The following is a 19,849-nucleotide window of genomic DNA, read 5'->3' as shown; positions in this document are numbered from 1 at the left end:
GTCGCCTGGCCCGCCCCGGGAGGCGCCGGTCAGCTGCAGTCGACCTTGATCTCGAACTTCTTGGTGATCATCCCCGCCATCGGGTTCTTCATGTCGGCACCGACAGCCTCACCGGTGATGGTGTAGGTACTGCCGTCGACCTTGACGTCGGCCGTTCCGCTGCTCGCGCCGGCCATCGAGGCGACGGCGAGGGCGTTACCGTCGACCACCAGTCCGATCGACTCGACCTTGGGAGCGGCATCGTCGGTCATCACGACGCCGAGGCCCTGCTGGCCACCGATGGCGGCGCTGGCCACGTTGATCTTGCCGCCGGCCTTGACGCAGGTCACCGACTTGAGGTCCAGGCCGGCCAGGTCCTGGCCCTCCACCTTGACCTCGGTGCTGCCGCCGCTGGCGACCTGCGCGGCGCTGCTGCCGTTGCCGGAACTCGACGCGGCGGGTTCGCCGGCCTTGTCATCCGAGCAACCCACCAGTACCGCCGCGGTGGCGAGCATCCCGATCCCGGCGGCCAGAACGCGATTCTTCGTCATGTCTATGTCCTTTTCATTCGCCGCCGCCCCTGTGGCGCCGTCGTGGGGCAAGTACATCCGCGCCGAATCGCTACCGATCCCAAACTTCTCCAGGAGGTACGGTGGCGTCATGCCCGATGACCAGCAGCCTTCTGCGGGTGACCCGATCGATGCCGAGGTCGTTCCGGCGGAGGACGTGCCCGCCACGCAGGCCCCGGTGGAACTCACTGCCGTCCCGGTCGATACCGGCTACACCGCTGCCGGCGTGCCGACCTTCGATTCGGTGCGCGAGAAGATCGAGAACCGCTTCGGCACCGCCATCGGTGCGGTGGAACTGGCCGAGGACACCCCCGAGGGCCGGTCGGTGGCCGAGCAGTACGAGGCGCGGCAGCAGGCAGCCGCCGAGCGGCTCAAGCAGATCCGCGAATCGATGAACCGCGACTAGTGCGTTCGTTCACCCTTGCCGAGAGGCGCGCCCGGTTGGCCCGGCGGCACTTTCTCGGCGATCAAGGAACCGATGCGGCGACGGTGACATCGGCATTGGTGGGTCTGCACGCCACCGATCCGGCCACCCCGTATCTGTCGCTGTGGGCCAGGATTCCGGGTTTCGACCGTGCCGATCTGGATGCCACGCTCTACCGGGAGCGGACGCTGGTCAAACATCTCGCGATGCGCCGCACGCTGTGGGTGGTGCGGGCCGACGGTATTTCGGCGGTGCAGGCAGCATCCAGTGACCGGGTGGCCGACAGCGAGAGCCGCAAGTTGATCGCCGACGTCGAGAAGGCCGGGGTGGCCACCGACGGCGCCGAGTGGTTGCGCACCGCATGCGCGGCGGTGCTGGCGTATCTGGAGGCCAACGGTCCGACCGGCGCGACCCAGCTGCGCACGGCGTTGCCGGAACTGGCGGGGACGTATGATCCGGCACCCGGGAAGCCTTGGGGCGGAGACACTCCCCTGTCGCCGCGGGTCATCACCGTGCTCGCAGTCCGGGGCCAGGTGGTCCGCGGACCGAACCAGGGCGGCTGGACATCATCGCGTCCGCTGTGGGTATCTGCCGCGTCCTGGCTCGAGACATCGGATGCCGCCGAGCCCGACGCCGCCAGCGCGGAGTTGGTGCGCATCTGGCTGCGCGCTTTCGGCCCCGCCACCGTCGCCGACATCAAGTGGTGGTTCGGCCATACCCTGACCTGGACCCGGCGTGCGCTGGCCGACATCGGTGCGGTCGAGGTGGACCTGCACGGCACGCCGGCGGTGGCGCTGCCCGATGACCTGGACCCGGAACCGGCTGCCGAGCCGTGGTGCGCGCTGCTGCCCGGTCTGGATGTCACGACCATGGGCTGGGTCGACCGCGACTGGTACCTGGAGGGGCTGCGCGATCAGGTGTTCGACAACCGCGGCAACGCCGGGCCCACGGCGTGGGCGGACGGCCGGGTGGTCGGTGGCTGGCGGCAATCCGGCGATGGACGGGTCGAACTGCAGATCGTCACCGATGTCAGCCGCAGGACCCAGAAGGCGTTGCAGCGCAAGGCCGATGAGCTGACCGAATGGCTCGGCGGAGCGGTGATCAAACCACGGTTCCCCTCGCCGCTGTCGAAGAGCTGATCGGGACTAACCCAGAGCCCGATAGATGAAACGGTCCATCTCGCCCTCGGGTAGATAGGGTTCCAGCCGCAAGGTCACGGTGCGCCCCACGAACCGCTCGTCGGAGTCGTCCAGCGCGCGCACCTGGGCTGCTGCCCGGTCGGTGACACAGAAGCCATCCGCCGAGATGGCGAGGTTGTCGAACGCCGCCTCGGTATCGGCGTAGCGGCCGGGGCCGCGATTGAGCCGCTCCAACAGTGCCAGCGACTCCAGTCCGCTGAGCGACAGGATGTCCTTGCCCTCGAGAACCAGCGGGCGCTGATTCGTTGCCGGCATGATCTCGACGAGGCGGTCGGCCCGGTAACCGAGGACGAGGCCCGGATTGCCACGCGTTTCGGTCACGCTGTCACCGGATGGGCCGCTTTCCGCATAGACGGCGATCAGGGCCTGTTTCTCTTCCTCGCTCATCGCGTCGCCGAATTTCTCCAGCGTGTCGCGGAGCAGGTCATCCGGAATCCGATCGTCGCCGCGACCTGTTACGGCTCCGTATGTACCGGACAGCGCGTCCACCTGCGCCGTAGACATGCCGAATTCCAGCTTTCCCAATCCTTTTCGCGGAAATACCGTCCAGTCGCCCGCTACCGCCACCACGATCCCCGTCTCGTACCACATGATCCGACTGGTGCCAGTTTAGTGCCAAGCCACAGCTCTTGACCTCAACCAACGTTGCGGTTCTACCGTGGCGGCATGGAACTCGGCCGCTATGGATTCACCGTCGACCCCACATCTGCCCATGCCCGCGAGATCGAGGATCTCGGGTTTCGTACGCTGTGGGTCAACGGCGGCCAGATCGACCGTCTCGATGTCCTGACCGATCTGCTGGCCGCCACCGCGCGTGCGGTGATCGCGCCCGCCATCATCCCGCCTGACGTGTACGGCACCGACGCGGTGATCGCGCTGTACCGCCGCGCCGAGGTGACGGCACCGGGCCGGCTGATGATCGGACTGGGCTCATCGCAACACAAACCGCTGGCAGCACTGTCCGAGTACCTGGACGACCTGGATCCGATACCCCGAAACCGGCGCCTGCTGGCGGCATTCGGCCCGCGCACACTGGCCGTCGCCCGGGATCGTTTCGCCGGCGCCATGCCGGGGATGATCACTCCGGACTACACCATGCGGACGCGGCAGCGGCTCGGCGACGGCGCGCAGCTGATCGTCGGCCTGTACGCGGTCCTCGACACCGATCCCGACACGGCCAGGGAGACGGCCCGCACACCCCTGCGGTTTCTGATGGGTATGCGTAGTTACGCCGATTCGGCACGCCGACAAGGCTTTACCGAACGTGATATCGAGACGCTCAGCGATGCCCTGGTGGACAGGGTGATCGCCTGGGGCAGTGCTTCCGGCATCGCGGCCCGCGCCCGGCAGCACCTGGCGGCCGGCGCCGACCACGTCTATTTCAGCGTGCTGTCCGACGGGGCCCAGCCGAGCGGCCTGGCAGCCGCCCGGCTGCTGTCCTCAGCGGTAGGGATCAGGCACTGACCTTGGCGCGGCGCCGACGTGTTTTCGGTGCCGGCACGACCTCTTCGGTCGCCCCATCCAGCATGTCGACGAGGAACTGCCCGGTGTAACTCTCCGGCGTCGCCGCGACATCCTCGGGAGTGCCTTGCGCCACCACCGTGCCACCGCCGGCACCGCCTTCGGGGCCCATGTCCACGATCCAGTCCGAGGTCTTGATGACGTCGAGGTTGTGCTCGATGACGATCACCGTGTTGCCCTTGTCGACAAGGCCGTTGATGACCTTGAGCAGCTTGCGGATGTCCTCGAAATGCAGGCCGGTGGTCGGCTCGTCCAGGATGTAGACGGTGCGGCCGGTGGAGCGCTTCTGCAATTCGGCGGCCAGCTTCACCCGCTGCGCCTCACCACCGGACAGCGTCGGGGCGGGCTGTCCCAGCCGGACGTAACCGAGCCCGACGTCGACCAGCGTCTTGAGGTAGCGGTGGATCGAGGTGATCGGCTCGAAGAACTCGGTGGCCTCCTCGATCGGCATGTCCAGCACCTCGGAGATGGTCTTGCCCTTGTAGTGCACTTCGAGGGTCTCCCGGTTGTACCGGGCGCCGTGGCACACCTCGCAAGGCACGTACACGTCCGGCAGGAAGTTCATCTCGATCTTCAGCGTGCCGTCACCGGAACAGGCCTCGCAGCGACCGCCCTTGACGTTGAACGAGAATCGGCCCGGCTGGTAGCCGCGCACCTTCGCCTCGGTGGTGGCGGCGAACAGGGTGCGGATCTTGTCGAACACCCCGGTGTAGGTGGCCGGGTTGGACCGCGGGGTCCGCCCGATCGGCGACTGGTCGACGCGCACCAGCTTGTCGAGTTGATCGATGCCGTTGATGCGGGTGTGCCGCCCCGGCACCTGCCGGGCGCCGTTGAGCTTGTTGGCCAGCACGGTCGCCAGGATGTCGTTGACCAGCGTCGACTTGCCCGAGCCGGACACACCGGTGACCGAGGTGAGCACCCCGAGCGGGAAGGTCACGTCGACCTCCCTGAGGTTGTGCTCCCGCGCTCCGACGACGGTGAGCTGGCGCTTGCGGTCCACCGGGCGGCGGATCGCGGGCACCTCGATGCTCTCCTTGCCGGAAAGGTAAGCGCCGGTGAGGGATTCCGGGTTCTTCAGCAGGTCCTTGTAGGTTCCGCTGTGCACGATGCGCCCGCCGTGTTCGCCGGCGTACGGGCCGATGTCGACCACCCAGTCGGCGTGCGCGATGGTGTCCAGATCGTGTTCCACCACGATGAGCGTGTTGCCCAGATTGCGCAGCCGCACCAGCGTCTCGATGAGCTTGCGGTTGTCGCGCTGATGCAGGCCGATCGACGGCTCGTCGAGCACGTAGAGCACCCCGACCAGGCCGGAGCCGATCTGGGTGGCCAGCCGGATCCGTTGCGCCTCACCGCCGGACAGCGTCGCCGCCGCCCGCGACAGCGACAGGTATTCCAGACCGACGTCGAGCAGGAAGCCCAGCCGGGACTGGATCTCCTTGAGCACCTGACCGGCGATGGCCTGCTCGCGGGTACCCAGGGTGAGGGCGTTGAGGAACTCGGCGCAGTCGGCGATGGACAGCTCGGCGACCTCGGCGATCGACTTGGCGCCGTGCGTGCCTGCGGCCAGCGTGACCGCGAGGATCTCGGGCTTGAGCCGGGTCCCGGAACATTCGGGGCACGGGATGTCCCGCATGAAGCCCTCGTAGCGTTCCTTCATCTGCTCGGAGTCGGTCTGCTCCATGCGGCGCTGCAGGAACGCCAGCACGCCCTCGAAGTCCGCGTAGTAGGACCGGGTGCGTCCGTAGCGGTTCTTGTAGCGCACGTGCACCTGATGGTCGGAGCCCTCCAGGATGGCCTTGCGCGCCTTGGCGGGCAGTTTCTTCCACGGGGTGTTGACATCGAAGCCGAGCTCGTCGCCCAGGCCCGACATCATCCGGGTGAAGTACTCGGCGGTGTGACCCATCGACCACGGGGCGACGGCACCCTCGGCGAGTGTCATCTCCGGGTCGGGCACCACCAGGTCGGGGTCGACCTCCTTCTTGATGCCCAGGCCGGTGCATTCGGGGCAGGCGCCGTAGGGCGAGTTGAAGGAGAACGACCGCGGTTCGAGATCGTCGACGGCCAGCGGGTGCCCGTTCGGGCAGGCCAGCTTCTCCGAGAAGCGCTGTTCGCGGTGCGGGTGGCCCTCCTCGCGGTCGACGAATTCGAGCACGAGGATGCCGTCGGCCAGCCCCAGCGCGGTCTCCACCGAGTCGGTGAGGCGCTGCTTGCTGCTCGCCTTGACGGTGAGGCGGTCGACGACCACCTCGATATCGTGTTTCTCCTGCTTCTTGAGCTTCGGCGGGTCGGTCAGCGGGTAGACCACGCCGTCGACGCGCACCCGGCTGTAACCCTGCGAATTGAGCTTGTCGAAGAGGTCGACGAACTCACCCTTACGGGTGCGCACCACCGGGGCCAGCACCTGGAACTTGGCGCCCTCCTCCATGGCCAGCACCTGGTCGACGATCTGCTGCGGGGTCTGCCGGGCGATGCGCTCCCCACAGACCGGGCAGTGCGGGGTACCGGCGCGGGCATAGAGCAGACGCAGGTAGTCGTAGACCTCGGTGATGGTGCCGACGGTGGAGCGCGGGTTGCGGTTGGTGGACTTCTGGTCGATCGACACCGCCGGGGACAGGCCCTCGATGAAGTCGACGTCGGGCTTGTCCATCTGCCCCAGGAACTGGCGCGCATACGCCGACAGCGATTCGACGTAGCGGCGCTGGCCCTCGGCGAAGATCGTGTCGAAGGCCAGCGAGGACTTCCCCGAGCCGGACAGGCCGGTGAACACGATCAAGGCGTCGCGCGGCAGATCAAGGTCAACTCCGCGCAGGTTGTGCTCGCGCGCACCCTTGACGATCAGACGGTCAGACACACTTCCCCTTTTCAGTCCTGCCCAAGGCACAAGAACTCACGGCCAATGCTAGGTGCACCCACCGACAAGCCGGAGTCGAGCCGGATAGCGTGGGACGAATGACAGCCCTCGTCGAGAACTACACCGGCCATGTCGAGCCCGGTACCGCGGCACGGCGCACCCTGCCCGCAGCGACCATCGTCAAAGCTTCGGTCGGCCCGATGGACAACAACGCTTACCTCATCTCGTGTTCCTCGACCGGAAAAACCCTGCTCATCGACGCCGCCAATGACGCCGACCAGCTCGTCGAGCTGATCGGGGAACACGCCCCCGACGTCGCGCTGATCGTGACCAGCCACCAGCACTACGACCACTGGCAGGCCCTGCAGGCTGTGACCGAGGCCACCGGCGCACCGACCGCGGCCCATGCGCTGGACGCCGAGCCGCTGCCCGTCGCACCGGACCGCATCCTCGCCGATGGCGACACCGTCACCGTCGGCGAACTCACGTTCGACGTCATTCACCTCCAAGGTCATACCGAGGGCTCGGTCGCTCTCGCCCTCAAGGGCGCCGACGGTGAGGTCACCCATCTGTTCACCGGGGATTGCCTGTTCCCCGGCGGGGTCGGCAAGACCTGGAAGGACGGTGACTTCGACCGGCTGCTCGGCGACGTGTCGAGCAAGGTGTTCGACGTATACCCGGATTCCACCGTGGTCTACCCCGGCCATGGCGATGACACCACCCTGGGCGCCGAACGACCGCACCTGGCCGAGTGGAAACAACGCGGATGGTGAGACCCGCGCCCGACAAACCCGGCCCCGGCCAGGAGTCTGTCTGGGACTACCCGCGCCCGCCGCGACTCGAGGAGTTCCGCGGCTCGATCACCATCGACCTCGGCGGCGAACGGATCGCGTCGACGGACCGTGGCTGGCGGGTGCTGGAAACCAGCCATCCGCCCACGTACTACCTGCCGCGGGCGGCCTTCCTTCCCGGCGCGCTGCGGGACGCCCCCGGCTCGTCGTGGTGTGAATGGAAGGGTCAGGCCGCCTACTTCGACCTGGTCGCCGGGGACACCGTGGCGCCACGGGCGGCGTGGACGTACCTGTCACCGACCGCCGGGTTCGCGCCGCTGACCGGGGCTCTCGCGGTGATGGCCGCCGCGGTTGATCGCTGCACGGTCAACGGCGAAGACGTCCTTCCCCAGCCGGGTGGTTTTTATGGCGGCTGGATCACCAGCTGGGTCACCGGGCCGTTCAAGGGCATTCCCGGATCGATGGGCTGGTGAGCGTCAGAGCTTCGCGATGACCTGCTCACCGAACTGGGCGATGACGTCGGTCGCGTGCGCCAGGCTGTCGCCGGGCACCTGGACCTGAATCCAGGTCACCCCCAGATCGGCGAGCTGCTGAACACCGCCCAGATACGCGGAGGCGTCGAAGGACTCGGTACCGGGCACCCCACCGACGGCGTTGCTGAAGGTGATGTCCACCGTCGCCGGGTCCCGGCCCGCCCCGTCGAGGCGCCGGCGCAGATCCTCGATTCCCGCGGTCAAGGTCTCCAGCGAATCCATCGGGTCGGTCCGCGCGGTCTGGGCCAGCACGCCGGCCGCCGGGAACGGACACCAGCCGTCACCGTATTCGGCGACGCGGCGACGTGCCGCGGCGGTGTTGCCGCCGATCCAGATCGGCGGCGGCGAGGTGGGCCGGGGGTGCGCGGTGATGCCTGCGGCGGTGAAATGCCTGCCCTCGAAGCTGATGTCATCTGCGCTCCAGACCGCCCTGATGACCTGCAGCGCCTCTTCGACCAATGCGCTGCGTTCGTCGAAATCAACACCGAGCGAAGCAAATTCGCGCTTGAGATAGCCCACTCCGACGGCGAGGGTGAATCGGCCGCCCGAGAGCAGATCCAGCGTCGCACCGGCCTTGGCGACGACGAACGGGTTCCGGTAGGGCAGTACCACCACGTTCGGGATGAGCCGCAGCGTGGTGGTGTGCGCCGCAGCGAATCCCATGGCCACGAAGGGATCCAGGGCGTCGTGTCCGCCGGCGTCCAGCCATCGCTGGGTCGGCGCGGGATGATCGGTGAAACCGAACCCACCGAACCCCGCGGCTTCGGCGGCGGCGGCCACCGCCGCCACACCGGCGCCGTTGACCAGTTCCGGGTTGTAGGGATGGCTGTGCATCGGATGGGTGAACGCGAACTTCATCGAACTCCTTTCGGCGGAGCGTAAATCGGCCGCTGCAGGCCGAGAGCGTGCTGCGCGATCATGTTGCGGAAGACTTCCAGGGTTCCGCCGTAGATACCGGTCGGGCCGGCCAGCCTGAAGATGTGCTCGGCTCCCCCGTTGTCGGCGGCCCTCAGGGTGTCGACCGGCAACGCACCCGCGGGGCCGAGCAGGTCCATCAGATCGGGCGCGATGTCACGCATGGTCTGTGCGATGGCGACCCGGCCGTACATGTCGGATGCACTCATGGCCGCCTCCAGGCGCGCCACCGCACGGCCCAACCGGTGATCGGGCGCGACGATGCGGGCAACACCGTCGACGGCATCGGCGGTCAATAGGATGTGCTCGGTCATGGTGGCGATCTTCTGCAGGCCGCCGGCCTCGCGCTCGATGGTGCCGTGTTCGGCGTTGAGCGCCTCGCGCAGCACCGACCAGCCTCCGTTCACTTCCCCGATGCGGTACTCGTCGTCGACCCGCACGTCGGTGTAGAAGGTGATGTTGGTGCGGTCACCGTCGACCGTGCGGATGGGCTGGATCTCGACGCCGGGCGCATCCATGGGCACCAGGAACATGGTGAGGCTCTGATGTTTCGGCGCGGCCGGGTCGGTGTTGGTGATCAGGAAGACGTACTGGGCGTTCTGGGCATTCGAGGTGAACATCTTGGAGCCATTGACAATCCACGCTGATCCATCCGCTTCTCGCGTCGCACGTGTCTTGCAGGTTGCCACGTCCGAGCCGCCATCGGGCTCGGTGTAGCCCAGACAGAGCCGCAGCTCGCCGGAGAGCACTCCGGGCAGTATCCGGGCCACCAGTTCTGGCGCACCGAAGGCCTGCACCGACTTCGCGACCATCGCCGTTGTGCCCCAATGGAACCACGGGGTGCGGGCGCGGCCGATCTCCAGTTCCCAGATGCGCCGGCGCACGGCGCTGAAGCCACCGTCGACCTCGGACCGGTAATCGGCGGCCAGATAGCCTGCCGCCCCGAGCGCCAGATGCACTGTCTCGTCGAAGTTCTCGCCGGTCTCCCGGTCTCGGCGCCGCACCTCCTCGGTGACGACCCCGGCAAGGAAGCCGCGCAACTCCTGCCGGAATGCGTCATCCTCGGCTGACAGCTCGACCCGGGAGAAGTCCACCCGACCACCGTGACACTTGAGCGCCTATTTGTAAAGATCAACCCGCACGCGCCAAAAACCGAGGCCCGGCGCCACCGGTGAGGGTGACGCCGGGCCTCGGCGGGTGAGTCTGACGAAGGTCAGGACGTGTGCACGATGAGCACGTCGATCTTCGATCGGCGGGCCACATTGGCGGGCACCGACCCGAGCAGGCGGCCCGCGATGGTGCTCAGACCGACGTTGCCGACCACCAGCAGGTCGGCCTTCTCGGCCTCGGCGAGCTCGACGAGCGCGTCGACGGGGGCGCCGACGACAGCCTTTTCCACCACTTCGGTGGCACCGGCGGCCTTCGCCCGATCGGTCGCCTCGCGCAGGATCGCGTAGATCGGTGCGTTGCCGGTCGCCTTGTAGCCCTCATCCTTGAGGACATCGGCTGCGTGATGATCCTCGCTCTGCGGGAAGTAGGCGGTCGCGATGACTACGCGCGCACCCGACCCTCCGGCAATCTCCCCGGCCCGGTCCACCGCACGCAGCGACGAATCAGATCCGTCCGTGCCGACCACCACGGTCCGATAGGCGCTCATTCATGCCCTCCCAGTGTCGATTGCTAAGCCACCCGAGACATTAACGCGTTGCTGGACGGCCATGGGGTCGATTCACCACACGCGGCGCGTCCGGCGCTGTCTCGTCGGCGCTGTTCGACTGTTGATGCTAGACCGAAAGTGCGCACCCGCGGGCGATCAGTGAGCAACGTGACGGTCCCGTCGCCGGTGTTTGCGGGCCGCATGCGGGCCTGGGAGTGAGCCGGGTCAACCCGATACGGATGACGCGACGGATGTCACTTATGTTGTGAGGTATCGGTACTTACGCGATCACCGGATCGGCTTCCGGCATGGGATCACAGGCGGCTCGTCAGCTCACCGCACGGGGTCATCGGGTCATCGGCGTCGATCTCAGGGATGCCGACATCATCGCAGACCTCTCCGAACCCGCAGGGCGACGTGCCGCGGCAGACGAGGTGCTCGCGGCGGCAGGTGGCGTGCTCGACGGGGCCGTGCTCGCGGCAGGCCTGGGTCCCGGGTCCGGCGCCGATCGCAATCGGCTGATCGCGCAGGTGAACTTCCTCGGCGTCGTCGAGCCCCTCATGGCGTGGCGTCCGGCGCTGGCCGCGGCGAACCGGGCGAAAGTGGTCGTGATCGCCAGCAACTCCACCACCACGGTGCCGATGGTGCCTCGCCGCACCATCAACGCCCTGCTCGCGCACGACCCGGACAAGGCGGTCCGCAGCCTTCGCCTACTCGGCGGACGCGGTTCGGCGCTGATGTACGCGGCTTCCAAGATCGCGGTCAGCCGGTGGGTGCGCCGAAATGCGGTGACGCCGCCATGGGCGGGCGCCGGGATCCGGCTGAATGCGCTCGCACCGGGCGCCATCATGACGCCACTGCTGGAAGCTCAGCTCGCCGAACCCATGGAGGGCAAGGCCGTGCGCAGGTTCCCGATTCCCGTCGGCGGGTTCGGTGCAGCCGACCAGCTGGCGGACTGGATCACGTTCATGTTGTCGGACTCCGCCGACTTTCTCTGCGGCAGCGTCATTTTCGTCGACGGCGGGACGGATGCGTTCTTCCGCACCGACGATTGGCCGCGGGGGGTACCGGCACGCGTGCTCCCGCGCTACCTGTGGCGCTTCGCCCGGGGCACGCCGGAGGCCTGACCGCAGCGGACGGTGGCCGGGCCGCAGTACCGGCACCGAAAGATGTTGCCTCCGCTGTTGTTCAGGCCGGCTTCGGTTTCACCTTGTCGGCCGGCACCGGACGCACCAGCAGTTGGAACTCGATATCGGTGTCCGCTGCCCGCCGCACGTCCTCGGCGCAGTGCCGTGCCAGCCGGCGAACCTGCGCGGGTGTCGTGGTCGGCGGCACATCTGTCGTGATACGTACTGTCGGCCGCCCATTCGCCGTCCGGGTCGCTGCCTTGGCCGACTGCACCGCAGGGTGCCGGGCGAGATCCTCGGCCGCGGCATCGGCGACGCGCGCCAGATCCACCGCGCCGACGTGCTCGGTCTCCATCGCTCGCACCGACCGTGGCCGGAAGTGCATGAGCGACAACCATGCACCGATGAGTACGGCGACCGCGCCGCCGGTGCCCAGCGCGAGGGACCACCACGGCCATTCGGCGGCCCGCCCCACTGCCGCCACGTCGATCCGGGCCGCGACCTCGCGTGCGAATGTCACATCGAGGCCGTAGCCGATCACCACCGCCGATCCGGCCAGCAGAATCAGAGCGAACGCTGCGGTGATGACCCGGTCTGTCGCCCGCATCCAAGGTGTCATCGAGCTTCTCCTGCGCTGTCGAGGTCAACGGTCTCGCCGTCGGGGAACGCCCAGTCGCGGGCCTTGCTCCGCGGTACCCAGATGTGGTCACCGACGGAGACGTGCGTACGGCGCCGAGGTGTCACCGAGGCGACGAGCAGCACCAACCCCACCACCGCGGCGGCCACCGCGAGCGGCCAGACCCACCATTGCCACTGCAGATCGGCGGCCCACCGGAGCGCCGGAGCGATCCACGGATCGGCGGAGGTGAGCGCTTCCCGGATCGCCACCGCACCCGCGGCGATGAGTCCGACAGCAATGAGCACCCCGCTGTAGGTGGCGGTGGCGGCGCGGCGGGGCGCGAACCGGCGGTGCCGGACCTCGATCGGGCCGGCGCCCGGATCGTCGTCGTACGCGTCGGCGACCTGGGCCGGCGTGCGATCGGATTCGACGCGGGTGATGGTGACCTCGACACGGTCGGGGTGCTCGGCCAGGGTGGCCGCGAGCTCGCCGGCCACCGCCGCGCGCACCGCGTCCAGCACCGCGGCCCCTTCGACCGGCCAGGCGGCGGCTATCTGGACGTCGACGGTCCCGGCTCCCCGGTCGCCGCCGAGGGTGACGGCGGGCAGTGTGCGCCCGGGAACCATGGTGCGCCGGGCCAGCACCCCGGGCACCGAGAGTGCGGCGCGCTCGATGAGCTGCCGTCGGACGCGGTCGTCGATGACGGTGCGCCCGCGTGCGGCCGGCAGCGGCGCCACCACATCGCTGGTCACGTCAGCGCCCGGACCGACGGCCGAGGGCGGTCAGGTCGACCGTTCCATCGAGGTGCGCACCTACCGCCGCACCTGCGGCACCCAGGACGAGTGCCAGCAGGAATCCGATCAGTCCGCCGGTGACGGCGGCGATGGCCAGCAGTAACCCGGCGAAAACTCCTGGTAGCAGAAACTTTCCGGTCATTGCTTCTCCTATGTGTTGATCGTGGGTGAGGTTGATGGGGGTGCCGCGACATCTCCGACGACGACATCGACGGGCACTCCGGCGGCGGTGCTGGCGGCGTCCCGTACCCGCTCCGCGGTTTCCAGCAGGGCGGATCTGAGTTCGAGGATCACGTGCACCTTGCCGCTGGTGCCGTCCAGTCGGACTCCTCCGACGATGCGTCCCGGCAGGTACGTGGCGGGCACGCCCGGTCCGGAATGCAGACCGATCACGCCGTCGACGGCAGATACCGCCGCGATGACGCGATCGATCCGCTCACCCGGTGTCACTGGACCCGGGGCTGCGCATCGGCCGTGATCGCCGCGCCATCCTCGTCTTCGGCGAAATGCACGTCGTGGACGGTGATGTTCACCTCGGTCACTTCGAGGCCGGTCATGTTCTCGACCGCGGAGATGACGTTGTTGCGGATGCCTTCGGCCAGATCGTGGATGGCCACGCCGTACTCGGCGACGATGCCGATGTCGACGGCGGCCTGCCGCTCGCCCACCTCGACGCTGACACCCTGGGTAAGACTGGTGCTTCCCGGCAAAGTCTCGCGAAGTTTCCCGACGACGCGCGCAGCCTGCCCACCGAGATCGTGCACACCGTCCACCTCACGGGTGGCGATGCCGGCGATCTTGGACACCACCACGTCGGCAATCGTCGTCACGCCGTGGTCGGATACGAGCTTCTCCAGTTCCTTGCCTGCGGTATCTGACTGCACGGCGGAGCTGACCTCACGGGACTGGGTTGCGGCGGTCATCAGCGTCTCCTTCAATCGTTTTCCAGCTCGGATGCGTTCATCCGGCTCATAGGGTTAGACGCCGCCGGAGCGCGATGCGCACGCCCACGAGACGTAAAACACATCTGGTTTGGAATCTTCGTTTTGTGGACAACATGCCGGAGTGCTGGACTCGCTGCCCGATGAGACGCTTGCCCGACGCGCTCAACGTGGTGATTCCGCTGCGTTCGATGTGCTGGTAGTTCGGCACGCGCCGGCATTGCTGAAATTTGTCAGGCAAACCTATCCTGAGTCGAGTGACTGCGATGACATCGTCCAGGAGACCTTCATAGCGGCATGGAAGGCATTACCGACGTTCGCGTTCCGGTCGAAGTTTCGTACCTGGCTGTACTCGCTGGCGTCACGCAAGACGATCGACGCCCTGCGGCGGAGGCGACCCCAGAACGATCTGGACTCGGCGCCGGAGAGCGTCGATTCCCGGCCGGGTCCCGGCCAACAGGCCGAGCACGCCGCCTTCCTGTCGGCGCTGCACCGCGAGCTCGCCGGATTGCCGTATCCGGCCCGCGCCGCGTGGTGGTTACGTGAGGTGTACGACCTGCCGCTGGCCGAGATCGCCACGGTGCTGCACACGACGGAGGGGTCGGTGCGAGGTCTGTTGCAGCGCACCCGAAAACGCTTGGCCACAACCCTCGAGGAGTTTCGTCCATGAGAACCGCCCGGCTGTACACCAGCAGCCACGTGCGTAAGACTGGAGGACACATGAGCACGGCAGCCGAGGACGACTACGAAGCCACCGCCGAGTCGGCGGCGTGGATTGCCGATGCCACCCGGCGTTTCGCCGGACTTGCCGAGGCGGATGCCGACGACGACCCGCGTTGGGCCGAAACAGGTTCCGCACTGAGCCGGCTGCGCGCCGGTATCGCGCAACGCATTTCGGCGCTGCCACGGCAGGGCAAGTTGATCCACACTTCGCGACCGGGCATCAGCGTCAGCCACATCGCACTGGCCAAGCTGCTGACGTCGGCACTGGCCGAGCCGGCGGCGTCGGTGGCGGCCGCTGTCGCCGACGTGCAGCTGACGGTCACCGACCGCACACTGTCGGCGGTCCACATCCACCTCATCGGTATCGGCGCCGACGAGCGCGACCGGACCTATCTGCAGGACGGGGACGCGCTGCGCGCGGACGCCGCGCTCGTGCTGCGCGAGGCCATCGGCGACAGTTCCGCCGAGATCACGGCCATCTGGGACGACCTCGTGGTGGTCGGCCCGTAGGCCTGATTGCTGGAGCGAGTGACGGGATTCGAACCCGTGTAAACGGCTTTGCAGGCCGGTGCCTAGCCACTCAGCCACACCCGCAGCACCTGACAATCTGCCACCGGCGTACCTGCGGGTACAGCCTTGCAATCGCGCTGATTGCTATTCGTCGAACTGCTCAGTTCGCGCCCGCCGCGATCGCCTGGTTCACCTCATCGACCCGGACCGCCATCTCGGCGTGCGCCTTCTCCAACGCGTCGGCCTGATCCTCGTCGGCCTTCATCAGTGCATCGATGTCGAAGGTGGCCATGTCGAGCACCCCCATGTCCGCGAATGCCTTCTGCACCTTGTCGCCCCAGAGACCGATGTCCTTCACGATCGGCACGATTCGGCTGAACAGGTGCGAGCGGAACTGGATCATCAGCGGCGAATGCTCGACCCATTCGGAACATTCCTTGACATCGAGTCCCAGCGTTTCGAACACCTCCTCGCCGCGGAACCTGTCGCGCATCAGATAGCACGCCTGCACCACGAACTCCTCGCGCTCCTCACGTTCGGCGGTGGTGAGCGCGGCGTAGTAGTCCTTCAGCGAGATTCGGCCGAAGGCCACGTGCCGGGCTTCGTCCTGCATGACATAGGCCAGTAGCTGTTTGGCCAGCGACGACGGCGGCGTCAGATCACGCAGCACCCCGAAAGCGGCCAGCGCGAGCCCTTCGATGAGGACCTGCATGCCCAGATACGGCATGTCCCAACGGGAGTCGCGCAGAGTGTCCCCAAGCAGTGCGGTCAGGTTGGTATTGACCGGGTAGACCATTCCGACCTTGTCCTGCAGGAACTTTGCGAACGTTTCGACATGGCGGGCCTCGTCCATGGTCTGGGTGGCCGCGTAGAACTTGGCGTCCATGTCCGGCACCACCTCGACGATCTTGGCCGCGCACACCATGGCCCCCTGCTCGCCGTGCAGGAATTGCGAGAATTGCCAGGACTGGGAGTGCCTGCGGAACTCGGCGCGGCGGGCGTCATCGGCGGCGTCCCACATCGGGCTGCCGAACAGCGGGTGGAACTCGTCGGGCAGCCCGATCGGGTTCAGCGGATCGACGTCCTGGCTCCAGTCGATCCGCGACTGGGCATCCCACTGCTTCTCCTTGCCCTTCTGATACAGGGAAAGCAGCCGGGCACGTCCGTCGTCGTACTCCCACGTGAAGCGCGCATCGCCGACGCTGGGCACCTGCCACGAGAACGGCTCAGGGATGTGGGTGTATTTATCTCGGGTCGACATCTGCCACGCCCTCCTCACGCCACGCGATCGTGATGTGTATCACAGTGCGCTCGGGAGGTCCGGTCGTCAAGCCTGACGCGACCGTCGGCCCGGTGGGGTGGTCTCGGCAGCTGCCGAGACCCCCACCAGTGCTGATATCGACGTAGGGCGTCAGCCCGACGCGCCGGCGCGTTCACGCGACGCCGCCGGCGCCTGCGCGCCGCTGCGTGCCTCCCGCTGCTTGGGCGCACCGCTGCTCACACCGGTCTTCGGCGCCGTACGGCCCACCTTCAGGCCGGCGCCCTTCCCCTCGCCATCCGCGGACTTCGATGCAGAATCATCGCTCAGCTTCGGCGCCGACCCCTCGAAGGCCCCGGCTGAGTCCACGGACGTGTCCGTCCCTGCATCGGTGGTGATCGGTTCGGTGACGGCGGGGGTCTCGGCCACCGGTTCCTGAACCACCGGTTCTTCCGTGACGGGCTCCTCGACGACGGGTTCTTCCGTCACCGGCACCTCGACGACGGGCTCCACGGCGACGGGCTCCTCGACGACGGGCTCCTCGACGACGGGCTCTTCCGTCACCGGCACCTCGGTGACAGGCTCCTCCGTGACGGGCTCCTCGGTGACGACCTCCTCGGCCAGCGGCACCTCGGTTTCGGCGACGGGCACCTCCTCGGTCACCACCTGTTCGACAGCGACTACGTCCTCGGCGACCGCGACCTCTTCCACCGCCGCCTCGGCAGCAGGAGTTTCGGAGTCCGCCTGGGCCTGTTCAAGATCATCGGCGGTCACCACATTGCCGTCGGTGGTTGCCGATGCGGACCGCAGCGAAGCACCCACCAGACCGGCGGGCGCGGCCGATCCACCCACGAGCCCGGACAGCCCGTTCAAGATCGATGTGATCAGGTTCGATACCGCCGATACGACCCCAGCAACCAGATTCGGCACAAAACTCAGCACCTGTGTGATGACCTGTTGCAGGAACTGAACCAGCCCCGCCAGCGGGTTGGACGGGTTCGTCGGTGAGCAACCGTCGAGGCAGTCGATCAGCTTCTTGAATTCCTCGAATGCCTGTGCACTGCCTTTGAAATTCCCTTCCGCATCGAAAATGCCGAAGAATCGATCGTCACCGATTGCATTCAAATCGTCTTTGATGGAGTAAAGGAAAATGGGTCCGGCACCGGAGAACGATTGCCATGCGTTGATCAGATCGGTCAGGAACGCGCGCTGCGTCTCGGCCGGCACGACACTCGTGGGCAGCCCGTACTCGGTGATCCAGATCTTGAGTTGTTCCTCACCCGGGGCGAGGTGCTGATCCATCAGCTCGCGGATCTTCGTGACCTGGAACAGCGGCATCAATTCGCGCCAGTCGAGGTCGTCCTGCTCAGAGAAGGGCGTCGCGAAGTTGTACGGATGGAATGACAGCGCATCGAAGAACCCGTCGGCGCCTGCGTCATACATCGCCTGCACGAAATCGACCGGGTTCATTGTGATGTCGCCCCAGGTGAGGCCGGCGCCCACCACACCGCCGATGACCGTGATGTTCGGGTCGACCAGTTTCAGTGCGGTGTAGGTCGCCTTCAGCAGATTGGTGTAGGCCACCGGATCAACGGGATTGAAGAAGAACGATGCGTTCGGCTCGTTCCACACCTCATAAGAGGTGATTGCGCTGCCGTACCGCTGTGCGACGGCCGTGGCGAAATCGGCGTAGTCCTGCACATTGTCGGGATGACCGACTCCCGTGTCGCCCGACGTGGCCCAGTCCGGCGACCACTGGAGAACTCCGAGAATGCCCAATCCCCGGCTCTCGACTTCCTGGACGATCTGGTCGAGTTTCGCCCAGTCCAGATCCTGTTGCCAATCGACCGGACCGCCCAGCGGGTCCTGGGTCTGGATGAACATCCACGGGACCAGGAGTCGGACATTGCCCACGCCGAGCGACTCGATCAGGTCGAGTCGGTGCTTGACCTCGTCGAGACTGTCGGTGAAATAGATGTTCGAGTCGGCGATGCCGATCGTGGTGGGAGATTCGTCGATCGCTGCCACGTTCATCACGTCGTACGAGACGACGTGTTTCACCTCAGGCATCACGAAATGGCTACCGGTGGCCGCGACCAGCGCTGCGGCGGTCACACCGATTACCGCCCTGTTCGCGATACCCCGCACCGACAGTGGGACGCATCTCCACATATTGATCACCCAATTCTCGCGCTGTGACACCGGACAATGTCAGGGCTGACACTGCTAGGAAATTAGCGCTTGCGGTGGATATTTGCGTAACTTACCTGCCGGTAAGATAACCATTCTCAGAATGGTCGCGCAAATCGAATTCGAGGCAAACAATTTACCAACCCGTAATATCGGAAAATGCTCCCGAAATTGCAGTTGTAGCAAACACGTGAAAGCGGGGCGAGCGCGCGCCGGCGACTTCCCCGCCAGCCCCTGCCACCGCAACAGTCCAGCTAGCGCTCATTGCCCTCGTGCGCAACACCGGTTGACCCGAATCCCAGCAGCCCATGCCGGCTCATTGCTTTGACCGTCTAGCAAATTCTGTGCGGGTCCGCCGATCAACGGACAGCCGTCTCGCTATCCGCGGCAGACAACAGGTGTCAACTGAGAGGTTCGACTACCTCCACGAGGCGTCGTCCTGAAATGTGGGAAAGTTCGCTGGGCCGCTACTGGTGCGGCATCCCCGCGGCGATCCCGCCCTGCGGCCACCCCGACGGCGAGTCCTCCCACGGCTCCTGGCGGCCATAGGGCGTCAGGTCCAGGAACGGGTAACCGACCGCCGTGTGGTCGAGACCCCGTGCATAGGTGGAATAGGTGTGAAAGACCTCGTCTCCGCGGCGCAGGAACACGCTCACGCCGGGCCAGTCACCGCGTAGGTCGAACTCGGTCCAGCCGTCCCGGCGCAATTCGTCGTGCGATTTGTAGTTGTACTGCACCTCAGCACGTTCCGGATCCAGCGTGACGTGGAAGTCATAGCTGAAATCACCATCACAGGTCGAGTACCACGGAAATGTCCAACCGTGCGCATCCCGGTAACGCACGATGCTGGTGTACGGGGCGCGCGAAATACACACGAAGGTGACGTCTTTCGCGTTCAGCAGAGTCCGGTCGGATGCGGTGAAGGTCAGATCGGCGGCAGCGGTGCAGCTGGGGCACCCCTGGTCGATCTCATCGAGCCACATGAAGTGATGGACGTAGAGCTGCCGACGGCCCTCGAAGAGATCGATGAGCCGGGCCGGGCCGCCCGCGCCCTCGAAGACGTAGTCCTTGTCCACCCTGACCATGGGAAGTCGCCGGCGCTCTGCGTTGGCGGCGTCACGCAGATGGGTGGCCGCCCGTTCGGCCGCCAGTAACTCCAGGCGCGCCTGCAACCAGTGCTCTCGGGATACGACGTCGGGATATCCGGCGCTCGGCGACATTGATGCTCCTCAGGGAAGTCGTAGGGAC

The 19,849-nt window shown here is 66.7% G+C and carries 22 protein-coding genes and 1 tRNA gene; 8 read left to right on the top strand and 15 right to left on the bottom strand.

The window, feature by feature from the left end; genetic code table 11:
• Positions 1 to 29: 29 nt before the first annotated feature.
• Complete coding sequence (locus tag ASE48_RS15420; protein ID WP_057168025.1) at positions 30 to 530, bottom strand: lipoprotein LpqH; 501 nt, start codon at positions 528 to 530, stop codon at positions 30 to 32.
• A 109-nt stretch (positions 531 to 639) separates the two neighbouring features.
• Here ASE48_RS15420 and ASE48_RS15415 point away from each other — a divergent pair, with 109 nt between their 5' ends.
• The gene (locus ASE48_RS15415) at positions 640 to 954 is read left to right on the top strand and encodes a hypothetical protein (protein WP_057167990.1); all 315 of its coding nucleotides are present in this window, start codon (positions 640 to 642) and stop codon (positions 952 to 954) included.
• Positions 954 to 2,111, top strand: a complete 1,158-nt coding sequence (locus ASE48_RS15410) for a winged helix DNA-binding domain-containing protein (RefSeq protein WP_057167989.1) — start codon at positions 954 to 956, stop codon at positions 2,109 to 2,111. Before ASE48_RS15415 ends, ASE48_RS15410 begins: the two co-directional genes overlap by 1 nt.
• Before the next feature lie 6 nt (positions 2,112 to 2,117).
• On the opposite strand, the gene ASE48_RS15405 is transcribed toward ASE48_RS15410, so the two are convergent.
• Positions 2,118 to 2,762 (bottom strand): hypothetical protein, encoded by a 645-nt coding sequence (locus ASE48_RS15405; RefSeq protein WP_057167988.1) that lies wholly within the window; start codon positions 2,760 to 2,762, stop codon positions 2,118 to 2,120.
• 75 nt (positions 2,763 to 2,837) lie between these two features.
• Here ASE48_RS15405 and ASE48_RS15400 point away from each other — a divergent pair, with 75 nt between their 5' ends.
• Positions 2,838 to 3,635: a TIGR03620 family F420-dependent LLM class oxidoreductase gene (locus ASE48_RS15400; RefSeq protein WP_057167987.1), complete on the top strand. Its 798-nt coding sequence runs from the start codon at positions 2,838 to 2,840 to the stop codon at positions 3,633 to 3,635.
• Here the strand turns inward: ASE48_RS15400 and uvrA are convergent.
• On the bottom strand, positions 3,625 to 6,543 hold the full coding sequence (gene uvrA, locus ASE48_RS15395; RefSeq protein WP_057167986.1) for an excinuclease ABC subunit UvrA: 2,919 nt from the start codon (positions 6,541 to 6,543) through the stop codon (positions 3,625 to 3,627). The genes ASE48_RS15400 and uvrA overlap by 11 nt on opposite strands.
• 98 nt (positions 6,544 to 6,641) lie before the next feature.
• On the opposite strand from uvrA, the gene ASE48_RS15390 reads away from it, so the two are divergent.
• Complete coding sequence (locus ASE48_RS15390) at positions 6,642 to 7,316, top strand: MBL fold metallo-hydrolase (RefSeq protein WP_057167985.1); 675 nt, start codon at positions 6,642 to 6,644, stop codon at positions 7,314 to 7,316.
• Positions 7,310 to 7,807, top strand: a complete 498-nt coding sequence (locus ASE48_RS15385; protein ID WP_057167984.1) for a DUF427 domain-containing protein — start codon at positions 7,310 to 7,312, stop codon at positions 7,805 to 7,807. The genes ASE48_RS15390 and ASE48_RS15385 overlap by 7 nt, the downstream gene beginning before the upstream one ends.
• Before the next feature lie 3 nt (positions 7,808 to 7,810).
• Here ASE48_RS15385 and ASE48_RS15380 read toward each other — a convergent pair whose 3' ends face one another.
• The 3 genes from ASE48_RS15380 to ASE48_RS15370 all read right to left on the bottom strand — a co-directional run bounded on the left by ASE48_RS15380 (position 7,811) and on the right by ASE48_RS15370 (position 10,439).
• Complete coding sequence (locus ASE48_RS15380; protein ID WP_057167983.1) at positions 7,811 to 8,725, bottom strand: LLM class F420-dependent oxidoreductase; 915 nt, start codon at positions 8,723 to 8,725, stop codon at positions 7,811 to 7,813.
• Positions 8,722 to 9,876, bottom strand: a complete 1,155-nt coding sequence (locus tag ASE48_RS15375; protein ID WP_057167982.1) for an acyl-CoA dehydrogenase family protein — start codon at positions 9,874 to 9,876, stop codon at positions 8,722 to 8,724. The genes ASE48_RS15380 and ASE48_RS15375 overlap by 4 nt, the downstream gene beginning before the upstream one ends.
• A gap of 119 nt (positions 9,877 to 9,995) precedes the next feature.
• The gene (locus tag ASE48_RS15370) at positions 9,996 to 10,439 is read right to left on the bottom strand and encodes a universal stress protein (RefSeq protein WP_057167981.1); all 444 of its coding nucleotides are present in this window, start codon (positions 10,437 to 10,439) and stop codon (positions 9,996 to 9,998) included.
• A gap of 272 nt (positions 10,440 to 10,711) precedes the next feature.
• On the opposite strand from ASE48_RS15370, the gene ASE48_RS15365 reads away from it, so the two are divergent.
• Positions 10,712 to 11,566, top strand: a complete 855-nt coding sequence (locus ASE48_RS15365; RefSeq protein ID WP_057167980.1) for an SDR family oxidoreductase — start codon at positions 10,712 to 10,714, stop codon at positions 11,564 to 11,566.
• A gap of 61 nt (positions 11,567 to 11,627) precedes the next feature.
• On the opposite strand, the gene ASE48_RS15360 is transcribed toward ASE48_RS15365, so the two are convergent.
• From ASE48_RS15360 to ASE48_RS15340, 5 genes are read right to left on the bottom strand one after another with little or no spacing between them, the layout of a single operon-like run.
• A complete protein-coding gene (locus ASE48_RS15360) occupies positions 11,628 to 12,185 on the bottom strand; it encodes a hypothetical protein (protein ID WP_156409214.1) in 558 nt (185 codons plus the stop codon).
• A complete protein-coding gene (locus ASE48_RS15355; RefSeq protein ID WP_057167978.1) occupies positions 12,182 to 12,937 on the bottom strand; it encodes a hypothetical protein in 756 nt (251 codons plus the stop codon). Before ASE48_RS15355 ends, ASE48_RS15360 begins: the two co-directional genes overlap by 4 nt.
• Before the next feature lies 1 nt (position 12,938).
• Positions 12,939 to 13,121 carry a hypothetical protein gene (locus tag ASE48_RS15350; RefSeq protein WP_057167977.1) on the bottom strand — a complete coding sequence of 61 codons (183 nt, stop codon included), beginning with the start codon at positions 13,119 to 13,121 and terminating at the stop codon, positions 12,939 to 12,941.
• Positions 13,122 to 13,129: 8 nt separating this feature from the next.
• Complete coding sequence (locus tag ASE48_RS15345) at positions 13,130 to 13,429, bottom strand: hypothetical protein (protein ID WP_057167976.1); 300 nt, start codon at positions 13,427 to 13,429, stop codon at positions 13,130 to 13,132.
• Positions 13,426 to 13,902, bottom strand: a complete 477-nt coding sequence (locus tag ASE48_RS15340; RefSeq protein ID WP_057167975.1) for an Asp23/Gls24 family envelope stress response protein — start codon at positions 13,900 to 13,902, stop codon at positions 13,426 to 13,428. Before ASE48_RS15340 ends, ASE48_RS15345 begins: the two co-directional genes overlap by 4 nt.
• Positions 13,903 to 14,044: 142 nt before the next feature.
• Between ASE48_RS15340 and ASE48_RS15335 the strand changes: the two genes are divergently transcribed.
• Entirely contained in the window at positions 14,045 to 14,590 is a 546-nt protein-coding gene (locus ASE48_RS15335; protein WP_156409213.1) for an RNA polymerase sigma factor, read from the top strand.
• 50 nt (positions 14,591 to 14,640) lie between these two features.
• Positions 14,641 to 15,153: a hypothetical protein gene (locus ASE48_RS15330; protein ID WP_057167973.1), complete on the top strand. Its 513-nt coding sequence runs from the start codon at positions 14,641 to 14,643 to the stop codon at positions 15,151 to 15,153.
• Positions 15,154 to 15,163: 10 nt separating this feature from the next.
• Here ASE48_RS15330 and ASE48_RS15325 read toward each other — a convergent pair.
• From ASE48_RS15325 to ASE48_RS15310, 4 genes are all read right to left on the bottom strand, one after another.
• A tRNA-Cys gene (locus ASE48_RS15325) sits at positions 15,164 to 15,237 on the bottom strand.
• Between the two features lie 76 nt (positions 15,238 to 15,313).
• Positions 15,314 to 16,414: a ferritin-like domain-containing protein gene (locus tag ASE48_RS15320; protein ID WP_057167972.1), complete on the bottom strand. Its 1,101-nt coding sequence runs from the start codon at positions 16,412 to 16,414 to the stop codon at positions 15,314 to 15,316.
• A 150-nt stretch (positions 16,415 to 16,564) separates the two neighbouring features.
• The gene (locus tag ASE48_RS32710) at positions 16,565 to 18,526 is read right to left on the bottom strand and encodes a cellulase family glycosylhydrolase (RefSeq protein WP_057167971.1); all 1,962 of its coding nucleotides are present in this window, start codon (positions 18,524 to 18,526) and stop codon (positions 16,565 to 16,567) included.
• Between the two features lie 542 nt (positions 18,527 to 19,068).
• Positions 19,069 to 19,821, bottom strand: a complete 753-nt coding sequence (locus ASE48_RS15310) for a DUF899 domain-containing protein (RefSeq protein WP_057167970.1) — start codon at positions 19,819 to 19,821, stop codon at positions 19,069 to 19,071.
• Positions 19,822 to 19,849 lie beyond the last annotated feature (28 nt).

This window comes from Mycobacterium sp. Root265 (assembly GCF_001428895.1).
Classification (GTDB): domain Bacteria; phylum Actinomycetota; class Actinomycetes; order Mycobacteriales; family Mycobacteriaceae; genus Mycobacterium.
This window is presented reverse-complemented; position numbering and strand designations above follow the sequence as displayed.

Bases quoted from the DNA above. Each gene is read 5' to 3' on its own strand.
- ASE48_RS15420 (WP_057168025.1), bottom strand. From the start codon at position 530: ATGACGAAGAATCGCGTTCTGGCCGCCGGGATCGGGATGCTCGCCACC.
- ASE48_RS15415 (WP_057167990.1), top strand. From the start codon at position 640: ATGCCCGATGACCAGCAGCCTTCTGCGGGTGACCCGATCGATGCCGAG.
- ASE48_RS15405 (WP_057167988.1), bottom strand. From the start codon at position 2,762: ATGTGGTACGAGACGGGGATCGTGGTGGCGGTAGCGGGCGACTGGACG.
- ASE48_RS15400 (WP_057167987.1), top strand. From the start codon at position 2,838: ATGGAACTCGGCCGCTATGGATTCACCGTCGACCCCACATCTGCCCAT.
- ASE48_RS15390 (WP_057167985.1), top strand. From the start codon at position 6,642: ATGACAGCCCTCGTCGAGAACTACACCGGCCATGTCGAGCCCGGTACC.
- ASE48_RS15385 (WP_057167984.1), top strand. From the start codon at position 7,310: ATGGTGAGACCCGCGCCCGACAAACCCGGCCCCGGCCAGGAGTCTGTC.
- ASE48_RS15380 (WP_057167983.1), bottom strand. From the start codon at position 8,725: ATGAAGTTCGCGTTCACCCATCCGATGCACAGCCATCCCTACAACCCG.
- ASE48_RS15370 (WP_057167981.1), bottom strand. From the start codon at position 10,439: ATGAGCGCCTATCGGACCGTGGTGGTCGGCACGGACGGATCTGATTCG.
- ASE48_RS15360 (WP_156409214.1), bottom strand. From the start codon at position 12,185: ATGACACCTTGGATGCGGGCGACAGACCGGGTCATCACCGCAGCGTTC.
- ASE48_RS15350 (WP_057167977.1), bottom strand. From the start codon at position 13,121: ATGACCGGAAAGTTTCTGCTACCAGGAGTTTTCGCCGGGTTACTGCTG.
- ASE48_RS15340 (WP_057167975.1), bottom strand. From the start codon at position 13,902: ATGACCGCCGCAACCCAGTCCCGTGAGGTCAGCTCCGCCGTGCAGTCA.
- ASE48_RS15330 (WP_057167973.1), top strand. From the start codon at position 14,641: ATGAGCACGGCAGCCGAGGACGACTACGAAGCCACCGCCGAGTCGGCG.
- ASE48_RS15320 (WP_057167972.1), bottom strand. From the start codon at position 16,414: ATGTCGACCCGAGATAAATACACCCACATCCCTGAGCCGTTCTCGTGG.
- ASE48_RS15310 (WP_057167970.1), bottom strand. From the start codon at position 19,821: ATGTCGCCGAGCGCCGGATATCCCGACGTCGTATCCCGAGAGCACTGG.